The following is a 10,868-nucleotide window of genomic DNA, read 5'->3' as shown; positions in this document are numbered from 1 at the left end:
CGATTTCACAGGCGCCGAAAATGCTGCGCCAGGCACCTGGCAGCCTTGATACCTAACAGACGTCTAACCTCTCTCCTCCAGCAAATCATGCAACTCGACAAACTGCTGGGTCAGCTTGTGCTTCGGCTCCAGGTGAATCAGCGGCAGGCTGGCGTGGTGCGATTCACGCATCTTCACCGAGCTGCCCAGGTACACCGGTAACACCGGCATGCCTTCGGTCAGCAGTTCGTCGAGCATCTGCTGCGGCAGGCTGGCGCGGGACTGGAACTGGTTGACCACGATACCTTCAACCTGAAGGCCCTCGTTGTGGTCGTCCTTGAGCTCTTCGATTTCCGCCAGCAGGCCATACAGCGCCTGACGCGAGAAACTGTCGCAGTCGAAGGGAATCAGCACGCGATCGGCGGCAATAAGCGCAGAAACCGCATAAAAATTAAGCGCCGGCGGTGTATCGATGTAGATCCGCTCGTAGTCCTCGTCCAGCTCGTCCAGCAGCTTTCTCAGCTTGTTGATCTTGTGCTTGGCCTCAAGCTTGGGTTGCAAGTCGGCCAGTTCTGCCGTGGCAGTGACCACATGCAGGTTGTCGAACGGGGTTTCGTAGATATCGACCTTGTTCTTCTTGCTGAACGGCCCGCTGGACAGGCTTTGCTTGAAGAAGTCGGCAATCCCCATGGGGATGTCCTCGCCGGTGAGGCCGGTAAGGTACTGGGTCGAGTTGGCCTGGGCATCCAGGTCGATCAACAGGGTCCGATAGCCTTCATTGGCACTGACCGCCGCCAGGTTGCAGGCAATGCTCGACTTGCCCACGCCACCTTTCTGATTGAACACCACGCGCCGCATGATTGACCTCCGTGTTTCAACGAATGCCCGAGTATGTGGCGGCACTGCGGCAATGGCCAGTGCCATTTGACCGGCATCAGCCCTGGCCGACCACCTGCCCCGTCAACAGCTCGGCAAACGCCTTGGCCATCACCGAATTGCCGCGCTCGCGCTGCACCAGCCAAACCGCCGACATCGCCCCTTCATCCAGCAAGGTGCGGTACACCACCCTCTCGATGCGCATGCGCTGGAATGACGCCGGCAACACCGACACCCCCAACCCCGCCGACACCAGCCCGATGATGGTCATCGCCTCCCCCGCCTCCTGGGCAAAGTGCGGGCTGAAACCTGCCTGACGCGCCAGGCTCAGCAACTGCGCATGTAAGCCGCTGCCATAACTGCGTGGGAAGAACACGAATGGCTCATGGGCCAGCGCCGCCATGTGCACACCCTGTTCAGTGCCCTCGGCAAGCGGATGCGAAGCATTGATGACTGCCACCAGCGGCTCACGAAACAACTCGGTGACCTGCAAACCTTCAGGCAGCGGCATCGGCCGCATCAACCCGACTTCGATGGACTCGTCGAACACCCCTTCGGCGACATCGCGGCTGCTCATTTCCTTGAGGTTCAGATGCACCGCCGGGAAACGCTGGCGAAAGGCATGGATGGCCTTGGGGATCTTCGAGGTGAAGGGCGCAGACGAGGTAAAGCCGATCTTCATTTCACCCAGTTCTCCCAGCTGAGCACGCCGGGCCACATCGGCCGCCTTCTCCACCTGCGCCAGCACCTGACGCGCTTCCTCAAGGAATAACCGCCCCGCCTCGCTCAGCTCCACCCGACGGTTGGTACGCTCGAACAGGCGAGCCCCCAGCTCCTGCTCCAGGGCCTGGATCTGTTGGCTCAGCGGCGGCTGCGAAATGCCCAGTTGCTGGGCGGCACGGCCAAAGTGCAGCTCTTCGGCCACGGCGATGAAGTAACGCAGATGGCGCAGTTCCATGATCAGCTCCGAATGAGTCGAAAAACATCTTAAATAGGTCGAACAATATATTGGATCTAATCATTAGCCAGCTATATGCTTTTTTCATTGCGCCAGAGGTACCCGCCCGTGAAAACTGCTATAGCCCCCCTTCCAGCCGAACCAGAACCTGCCCCCCTGAACGAAATGTGGATCGAGAAAGGCACCCCCGCCTTCATGAAGACTGTGCTGGCGCTATTCAGCGGCGGCTTCGCCACCTTCGCCCTGCTGTACTGCGTGCAGCCGATGATGCCGTTGCTGTCGAAGGAGTTTGCCATCAATGCGGCGCAGAGCAGCCTGGTGCTGTCGGTGTCCACCGCCATGCTGGCGTTCGGCCTGTTGATCACCGGCCCCATTTCTGACCGCATTGGGCGCAAGCCGGTAATGGTCTTTGCCCTGGTTTGCGCCGCCCTCTCCACCTTGGCCAGCGCAGTGATGCCGAGCTGGGAGCTGGTACTGGTCACCCGCGCATTGGTCGGCCTGTCGTTGAGTGGCCTGGCGGCAGTGGCAATGACTTATCTCAGCGAAGAGATCCACCCGCAACACATCGGCCTGGCCATGGGCCTGTACATCGGGGGCAACGCGATTGGCGGTATGAGTGGGCGGCTCATCACGGGCGTATTGATCGACTTCGTCAGCTGGCACACAGCGATGCTGACCATCGGCGGCCTGGCGCTGGTAGCCGCGCTGGTGTTCTGGAAGGTCTTGCCCGAATCGCGCAACTTCCGCCCACAGTTGATGAACCCGCGCAGCCTGCTGGACGGCTTTGTCATGCACTTCAAGGATGCCGGCCTGCCTTGGTTGTTCCTTGAAGCCTTCCTGCTGATGGGGGCCTTCGTCACCCTGTTCAACTACATCGGCTATCGCCTGCTGGCTGAGCCCTACCATATGAACCAGGCGCTGGTCGGCCTGCTGTCGGTGGTGTACCTGTCTGGCATCTACAGCTCGGCACAGGTCGGCGCACTGGCGGACAAGCTGGGCCGGCGCAAGGTGTTCTGGGCCAGTATCGTGGTGATGGCGGGTGGCTTGCTGATGACCCTGGCCAGCCCGCTGGCCATGGTGATCGTCGGCATGCTGGTGTTCACCTTCGGCTTCTTTGGCGCGCACTCGGTTGCCAGCAGCTGGATCGGCCGCCGGGCGCTGAAGGCCAAGGGGCAGGCCTCGTCGCTGTACCTGTTCAGCTATTACGCCGGGTCGAGCGTGGCGGGTACTGCGGGCGGGGTGTTCTGGCACCAGGGGGGCTGGAATGGCATCGGGCTGTTCATTGGCAGCTTGCTGGCGGTGGCGTTGCTGGTGGCGTTGCACCTGAGCAAGCTTCCACCGAAAACGGCTTGAGGGCCATTCGCGGATTTACCCGCGAATAGGCCCTCGGATCAGTTGATGATCTCGACAATATCCACATCCACTTCCCGGCTCATCAGGTGCTTCTCCACCTCACCGGTCAGCTTGACCTTGGTCTTGTCATTGAACGGCGTAGGCGGCAGGTCTTCGTCATCGATCTCGACGGTGATGGTGCCGGTGTTGTCCTTGAACTCGTACTTGTCGTCGTTGTTGATCTTCTTGGTCACGAAGCCTTGCAGCACCACCGGAGTGTCATCGGCAGCGTCGTTGGCAGCGGCCACCGTAGTGACCGACTGGGCGCCGGGGCCGGTATAGCTCGCAGCCAGTGCGGCGGCGCTGAACAGAGGGGCGAGGATCAGAGCGAGATAACGTGCTTTCATGGGGATCGGGTCCTTTTTGGGTTTCGATGGGACCAGATTAACGACGATCGCTGAATTAAAACTTAATGCGACAAAAAGCCCGGCACAGGGCCGGGCTTGGGTTTTCAGCCTTCAGATCACTGATGATACTGCGCCGACAGCTCATGCACGGCGTTGATGAACACACCCGCGTGCTCCGGGTCGACTTCCGGAGTAATGCCGTGGCCCAGGTTGAACACATGGCCCGTGCCGTGACCGTAGCTGGCCAGGATGCGCGCCACTTCCTGGCGGATGGCTTCCGGCTTGGCGTACAGCACGGTCGGGTCCATGTTGCCTTGCAGGGCCACCTTGTCACCCACGCGGCGGCGGGCGTCGCCGATCTCGCAGGTCCAGTCCAGGCCCAATGCGTCGGCACCGGCGTCGGCAATGCTTTCCAGCCACAGGCCACCGTTCTTGGTGAACAGGATCACCGGCACCTTGCGCCCTTCGTGCTCGCGGATCAGGCCGCTGACGATCTTGCGCATGTAGGCCAGGGAGAATTCCTGGTAGGCCGCCGCCGACAGGTTGCCACCCCAGGTGTCGAAAATCTGCACAGCCTGGGCACCGGCCAGAATCTGGCCATTCAGGTAGCTGGTCACCGACTGGGCGAGCTTGTCCAGCAGCAGGTGCAGGGCTTGCGGGTTGTCGTAGGCCATGGCCTTGGTCTTGCGGAAGTCTTTCGACGAGCCGCCTTCGACCATGTAGGTGGCCAGGGTCCACGGGCTGCCCGAGAAGCCGATCAGCGGCACACGGCCGTTGAGCTCGCGGCGAATGGTGCTGACCGCGTCCATCACATAACCCAGGTCTTTCTGTGGGTCGGGGATTGGCAGCGCTTCGATGTCGGCCGGGGTGCTGATTACCTTCTTGAAACGCGGGCCTTCGCCGGTTTCGAAGTACAGGCCCAGGCCCATGGCGTCAGGGATGGTGAGGATGTCCGAGAACAGGATCGCCGCGTCCAGCGGGTAGCGGTCCAGCGGCTGCAAGGTGACCTCGCAGGCGAACTGCGGGTTCATGCACAGGCTCATGAAGTCACCGGCCTTGGCGCGGCTGGCGCGGTACTCCGGTAGGTAGCGGCCGGCTTGGCGCATCATCCACACCGGGGTGACATCTACGGGTTGCTTGAGCAGTGCACGCAGGAAACGATCGTTCTTCAGGGCAGTCATGTCGGCATCCGGAAAAATAGTGCGGGCATTTTCTCAGACGCACAAAGAAAAGGCACGGCTCATTGCCGTGCCTTTTCTCTATGGGTATGTCCTGGATCAATAGATTTTGTATACAAAATCTAACTGATTCAGACTTCGAGGTAGTCCAAGATGCCTTCAGCAGCGGTACGCCCTTCGAAGATGGCCGTTACCACCAAGTCCGAACCGCGCACCATGTCGCCACCGGCAAACACTTTCGGGTTGCTGGTCTGGTGCTTGAACTTGCCTTTCTCCGGCGCCACTACGCGGCCTTGGCTGTCCAGCTGGATACCATGCTGCTCGAACCACGGCGCCGGGCTTGGGCGGAAGCCGAAGGCGATTACCACGGCATCGGCCGGCAGGATCTCTTCAGAACCCGGGATCGGCTCGGGGCTACGGCGGCCACGGGCATCCGGCTCACCAAGGCGGGTTTCGACCACTTTCACGCCTTCCACCTTGTCCTCGCCAACGATGGCGATAGGCTGACGGTTGTAGAGGAACTTCACGCCCTCTTCCTTGGCGTTCTTCACCTCTTTGCGCGAACCCGGCATGTTGGCCTCGTCACGGCGATAGGCGCAGGTCACCGACTTGGCGCCCTGACGGATCGACGTGCGGTTGCAGTCCATCGCGGTGTCACCACCGCCCAGCACCACGACCTTCTTGCCCTGCATGTCGACGAAGTCTTCAGGCGACTTCTCGAAGCCCAGGTTACGGTTGACGTTGGCGATCAGGAAGTCCAGCGCGTCGTGCACGCCTGGCAGGTCCTCGCCCGGGAAGCCACCCTTCATGTAGGTGTAGGTACCCATGCCCATGAATACGGCGTCGTACTCGGCGAGCAGCTGTTCCATGGTGACGTCCTTGCCCACCTCGGTGTTCAGGCGGAATTCGATGCCCATGCCGGTGAAGACTTCGCGGCGGTTGCTGAGCACGGTTTTTTCCAGCTTGAACTCGGGGATGCCGAAGGTCAGCAGGCCACCGATTTCCGGATTCTTGTCGAACACCACCGGGGTCACGCCGGCACGCACCAATACGTCGGCGCAGCCCAGGCCAGCAGGGCCGGCGCCGATAATGGCGACACGCTTGCCGGTTGGCTTGACCTTGGACATGTCCGGACGCCAGCCCATGGCGAAGGCGGTGTCGGTGATGTACTTCTCCACCGAACCGATGGTCACCGCACCAAAGCCGTCGTTCAGGGTGCAGGCACCCTCGCACAGGCGGTCTTGCGGACACACGCGGCCGCACACTTCCGGCAGGGTGTTGGTCTGGTGCGACAGCTCGGCGGCGGCCAGGATGTTGCCTTCGGAAACCAGCTTCAACCAGTTGGGGATGAAGTTGTGTACCGGGCACTTCCATTCGCAATACGGGTTACCGCAGCCCAGGCAGCGGTGCGCCTGTTCCACGGACTGCTGCGGCTTGAACGGTTCGTAGATTTCCACGAACTCTTTCTTGCGCTGGCGCAGCAGCTTTTTCTTCGGGTCCTTGCGGCCCACTTCGATGAACTGGAAGTCGTTGTTCAGACGTTCAGCCATTTTTCAAAACCTCTTTACAGCAGCTGCAAGCTACAAGCTGCAAGCCGCAAGACGATCACTTAAGCCGGGCAAACCTCGTACTGCCTTTACGTGCAGCTTGAGGCTTGCCACTTGCAGCTGTTTTTACTGCGGGTTGGCACGGGTGCTGGACAGCAGTTGCTTCAGGTTGGCTGCCTTCGGCTTCACCAGCCAGAAGCGCCGCACGTAGTCGTCCAGGTTCTCCGAGAGCTCACGCCCCCACTCGCTGCCAGTTTCTTCCACATACTCGGCAAGGACGCGCGCCAGGTGGCTGCGGTAGGCCTCCATCGCTTCACCACTGATACGCTGGATTTCCACCAGTTCGTGGTTGAGTTTGTCGACGAAGCTATTGTCCATGTCGAGCACGTAGGCGAAGCCGCCAGTCATGCCAGAACCGAAGTTGTAACCGGTCTTGCCCAACACGCAGACAAAGCCGCCGGTCATGTATTCACAGCAGTGATCGCCAGTGCCCTCGACAACAGCGTGGGCGCCGGAGTTACGTACAGCGAAGCGCTCGCCAGCAGTACCGGCGGCGAACAGCTTGCCGCCGGTGGCACCGTACAGGCAGGTGTTGCCGACGATGGCGCTGTGCTGGGTTTCGAACGGGCTGCCGGCTGGCGGCACGATGGTGAGCTTGCCACCGGTCATGCCCTTGCCGACGTAGTCGTTGGCGTCGCCTTCCAGGTGCAGGTTCAGGCCACCGGCGTTCCACACACCGAAGCTTTGGCCCGCAGTACCCTTGAAGCGGAAGGTGATCGGCGCCGCTGCCATGCCCTGGTTGCCGTGCAGGCGGGCGATTTCACCCGACACGCGCGCACCGATGGAACGGTCGCAGTTGCAGATGTCGAGGTTGAACTCGCCACCGGCCTGATCACGGATGGCCGGCATGGCCATTTCCACCATCTTCTCGGCCAGCTCGCCCTGGTCGAACGGCGGGTTCTTGTCCACTTCGCAGAACTGTGGCTTGTCAGCCGGAATGTGCGAGCTACCCAGCAGCGGCGACAGGTCCAGGTACTGCTGGCGCTCGGTGTCGCCTGGCAATACGTCGAGCAGGTCGGTACGGCCGATCAGTTCGCCCAGGCTGCGCACGCCCAGTTTGGCCAGCCATTCACGGGTCTCGAGGGCGACGAAGGTGAAGAAGTTGATCACCATGTCGACGGTGCCGATGTAGTGATCCTTGCGCAGCTTGTCGTTCTGGGTGGCTACGCCGGTGGCGCAGTTGTTCAGGTGGCAGATGCGCAGGTACTTGCAGCCCAGGGCGATCATTGGCGCGGTACCGAAGCCGAAGCTTTCGGCGCCAAGGATGGCCGCCTTGATCACATCCAGGCCGGTTTTCAGGCCGCCGTCGGTCTGTACCCGCACCTTGCCGCGCAGGTCGTTGCCACGCAGGGTCTGGTGGGTTTCGGCCAGGCCCAGTTCCCACGGGGCGCCGGCGTACTTGATCGACGTCAGCGGCGAAGCACCGGTACCCCCGTCGTAACCCGAGATGGTGATCAGGTCGGCATAGGCCTTGGCCACACCAGCGGCGATGGTGCCCACGCCGGCTTCCGCCACCAGCTTGACCGACACCAGCGCCTGCGGGTTGACCTGCTTGAGGTCGTAGATCAGCTGGGCCAGGTCTTCGATCGAGTAGATGTCGTGGTGCGGTGGTGGCGAAATCAGGGTCACGCCCGGTACCGCATAGCGCAGCTTGGCGATCAGGCCGTTGACCTTGCCGCCTGGCAGCTGGCCGCCCTCACCGGGCTTGGCGCCCTGGGCTACCTTGATCTGCAGCACTTCGGCGTTGACCAGGTATTCCGGGGTCACGCCAAAGCGACCGGTGGCCACCTGCTTGATCTTGGAGCTGCGCAGGGTGCCGTAGCGCGCCGGGTCTTCACCGCCCTCACCGGAGTTGGAGCGCGCGCCCAGGCGGTTCATGGCCTCGGCCAGCGCCTCGTGGGCTTCCGGCGACAGGGCACCTAGCGAGATACCGGCGGAGTCGAACCGCTTGAGGATGGCCTCCAGCGGTTCGATCTGCTCCAGCGGCAGCGGCTGGTCGGCCACTTTCACTTTCAGCAGGTCGCGAATCATCGACACCGGGCGGGTGTCGACCAGCGTGGTGTATTCCTTGAACTTGGCGTAGTCGCCCTGCTGCACGGCGGCTTGCAGGGTGTTGACCACATCCGGGTTGTAAGCGTGGTACTCGCCACCGTGAACGAACTTCAGCAGGCCGCCTTGCTGGATCGGCTTGCGCGCACTCCAGGCTTCGGCCGCCAGCAGCTTCTGGTCGCTTTCCAGGTCTTCGAAGCGCGCACCCTTGATACGGCTGGACACGCCCTTGAAGCTCAGGCCGACCACTTCCTCGGCCAGGCCGATGGCTTCGAACAGCTGCGCACCACGGTACGAGGCGATGGTGGAGATACCCATCTTCGACAGGATCTTCAGCAGGCCCTTGGAGATGCCCTTGCGGTAGTACTTGAAGACTTCGTCAAGGTCGCCCAGTACTTCGCCGGTGCGGATCAGGTCGGCCAGCACTTCATAAGCCAGGTACGGGTAAACAGCCGAGGCACCGAAGCCCAGCAGCACGGCAAAGTGGTGCGGGTCGCGGGCGGTGGCGGTTTCCACCAGGATGTTGCTGTCGCAACGCAGGCCTTGTTCGGTCAGGCGGTGGTGCACTGCACCCACGGCCAGCGAAGCGTGCACCGGCAGTTTGCCCGGGGCGATGTAGCGGTCGCTCAGCACCAGCTGGGTCTTGCCAGCGCGCACGGCTTCTTCAGCCTGGTCAGCGATATTGCGGATGGCCGCTTCCAGGCCGACACCCTCTTCATAGTTGAGGTCGATCAGCTGGCGGTCGAAACCTTCGCGCTCCAGGCTCATCAGCGAACGCCACTTGGCGGGCGAAATGACCGGCGAGCTGAGGATCACCCGCGAAGCGTGCTCCGGGGACTCCTGAAAAATGTTGCGCTCGGCGCCCAGGCAGATTTCCAGCGACATCACGATCGCTTCGCGCAGCGGGTCGATCGGCGGGTTGGTCACTTGGGCGAACTGCTGGCGGAAGAAGTCGTACGGCGAACGCACACGCTGCGACAGCACGGCCATCGGCGTGTCGTCACCCATCGAGCCGACAGCTTCCTGGCCCTGCTCACCCAGCGGGCGCAGCACCTGATCACGCTCTTCGAAGGTGACCTGGAACATCTTCATGTATTGCTTGAGCTGGTCAGCGTCATAGCTGGCCACGCCCTGGTCGTCGGTCAGCGTCGCCTGGATACGGGTGGCGTGCTGACGCAGCCAGCGCTTGTAGGGGTGACGCGACTTCAGGCGGTTGTCGATGGCGTCGGTGTCGAGGATCTGGCCGGTTTCGGTGTCCACGGCCAGGATCTGACCCGGGCCGACACGGCCTTTGGCCAGCACTTCCTCAGGCTGGTAGCCCCATACGCCGATTTCCGAGGCGATGGTGATGTAGCCATTGGTGGTGGTCACCCAGCGTGCCGGGCGCAGGCCGTTCCGGTCCAACAGGCACACCGCGTGGCGGCCTTCGGTCATGACGATACCGGCCGGGCCGTCCCACGGCTCCATGTGCATGGAGTTGTATTCGTAGAAGGCGCGCAGGTCGGCGTCCATGGTCTCGACGTTCTGCCAGGCTGGCGGTACCAGCATGCGCACACCACGGAACAGGTCGATGCCACCGGTCACCATCAGTTCCAGCATGTTGTCCATGCTCGACGAGTCGGAACCCACGCGGTTGACCAGCGGGCCGAGCTCTTCGAGGTCGGGGATCAGGTCGTTGGCGAACTTGGTGCGACGGGCCATGGCCCAGTTGCGGTTGCCGGTGATGGTGTTGATCTCGCCATTGTGGGCGAGGAAGCGGAACGGCTGCGCCAGCGGCCATTTCGGCAGGGTGTTGGTGGAGAAGCGCTGGTGGAACACGCAGATCGCGGTTTGCAAGCGCTCGTCACCCAGGTCTGGGTAGAACGCCGCGAGATCGCGCGGCATCATCAGGCCTTTGTAGATGATGGTCTTGTGCGAGAAGCTGCAGATGTAGTGGTCGGCGTCGTGGGCGTTGGCCACCGACGAACGGCGACGGGCACTGAACAGCTTGATCGCGAATTCCTGATCGCTCAGGCCTTCACCGCCGATGAACACCTGCTCGATCTGTGGCAGGCGCTCCAGGGCCAGGCGGCCGAGCACGCTGGTGTCGATCGGCACCTTGCGCCAGCCGACCAGTTTCAGGCCGGCTGCGAGGATTTCGCGGTCCATGTTGGCGCGGGCGGCTTCAGCTTTGACCGGGTCCTGGTTGAAGAACACCATACCGACGGCGTACTGCTTCGGCAGCTCGACGGCGAAGTGCTCCTGGGCCACGGCACGCAGGAATTGATCGGGCTTCTGCATGAGCAGACCGCAACCGTCACCGGTCTTGCCGTCGGCGTTGATGCCGCCGCGGTGGGTCATGCAGGTCAGCGCCTGCATGGCGGTTTGCAGAAGGTGGTGGCTCGGTTCGCCCGTCATGTGGGCGATCAGGCCAAAACCACAGTTGTCCTTGAATTCTTCGGGATGGTACAGACCTGTTTTCATAGACACATTCTCACCAGGT

The 10,868-nt window shown here is 62.0% G+C and carries 7 protein-coding genes; 1 reads left to right on the top strand and 6 read right to left on the bottom strand.

What is annotated here, in order from left to right; genetic code table 11:
* Window positions 1–63 precede the first annotated feature (63 nt).
* Together PM2_RS09150 and PM2_RS09145 are read right to left on the bottom strand one after the other, a co-directional pair.
* Window positions 64–837, bottom strand: a complete 774-nt coding sequence (locus PM2_RS09150; RefSeq protein WP_028698450.1) for a ParA family protein — start codon at window positions 835–837, stop codon at window positions 64–66.
* Window positions 838–913: 76 nt separating this feature from the next.
* A complete protein-coding gene (locus tag PM2_RS09145; protein WP_028698449.1) occupies window positions 914–1,813 on the bottom strand; it encodes a LysR family transcriptional regulator in 900 nt (299 codons plus the stop codon).
* A gap of 165 nt (window positions 1,814–1,978) precedes the next feature.
* Here PM2_RS09145 and PM2_RS09140 point away from each other — a divergent pair, with 165 nt between their 5' ends.
* Complete coding sequence (locus tag PM2_RS09140; RefSeq protein ID WP_231115640.1) at window positions 1,979–3,166, top strand: MFS transporter; 1,188 nt, start codon at window positions 1,979–1,981, stop codon at window positions 3,164–3,166.
* A 38-nt stretch (window positions 3,167–3,204) separates the two neighbouring features.
* On the opposite strand, the gene PM2_RS09135 is transcribed toward PM2_RS09140, so the two are convergent.
* The 4 genes from PM2_RS09135 to gltB all read right to left on the bottom strand — a co-directional run bounded on the left by PM2_RS09135 (window position 3,205) and on the right by gltB (window position 10,849).
* Window positions 3,205–3,552 carry a YgiW/YdeI family stress tolerance OB fold protein gene (locus PM2_RS09135; RefSeq protein WP_028698447.1) on the bottom strand — a complete coding sequence of 116 codons (348 nt, stop codon included), beginning with the start codon at window positions 3,550–3,552 and terminating at the stop codon, window positions 3,205–3,207.
* A 116-nt stretch (window positions 3,553–3,668) separates the two neighbouring features.
* Entirely contained in the window at window positions 3,669–4,733 is a 1,065-nt protein-coding gene (gene hemE / locus PM2_RS09130) for a uroporphyrinogen decarboxylase (RefSeq protein WP_019098287.1), read from the bottom strand.
* Between the two features lie 128 nt (window positions 4,734–4,861).
* Window positions 4,862–6,280 carry an FAD-dependent oxidoreductase gene (locus tag PM2_RS09125; protein ID WP_019098286.1) on the bottom strand — a complete coding sequence of 473 codons (1,419 nt, stop codon included), beginning with the start codon at window positions 6,278–6,280 and terminating at the stop codon, window positions 4,862–4,864.
* Window positions 6,281–6,403: 123 nt separating this feature from the next.
* Window positions 6,404–10,849: a glutamate synthase large subunit gene (gene gltB, locus PM2_RS09120; RefSeq protein WP_016712490.1), complete on the bottom strand. Its 4,446-nt coding sequence runs from the start codon at window positions 10,847–10,849 to the stop codon at window positions 6,404–6,406.
* Window positions 10,850–10,868: the final 19 nt, after the last annotated feature.

Origin of the sequence: Pseudomonas monteilii NBRC 103158 = DSM 14164 (assembly GCF_000730605.1) — a bacterium.
In the GTDB taxonomy this organism is placed as follows: Bacteria; Pseudomonadota; Gammaproteobacteria; order Pseudomonadales; family Pseudomonadaceae; genus Aquipseudomonas; species Aquipseudomonas monteilii.
This window is presented reverse-complemented; position numbering and strand designations above follow the sequence as displayed.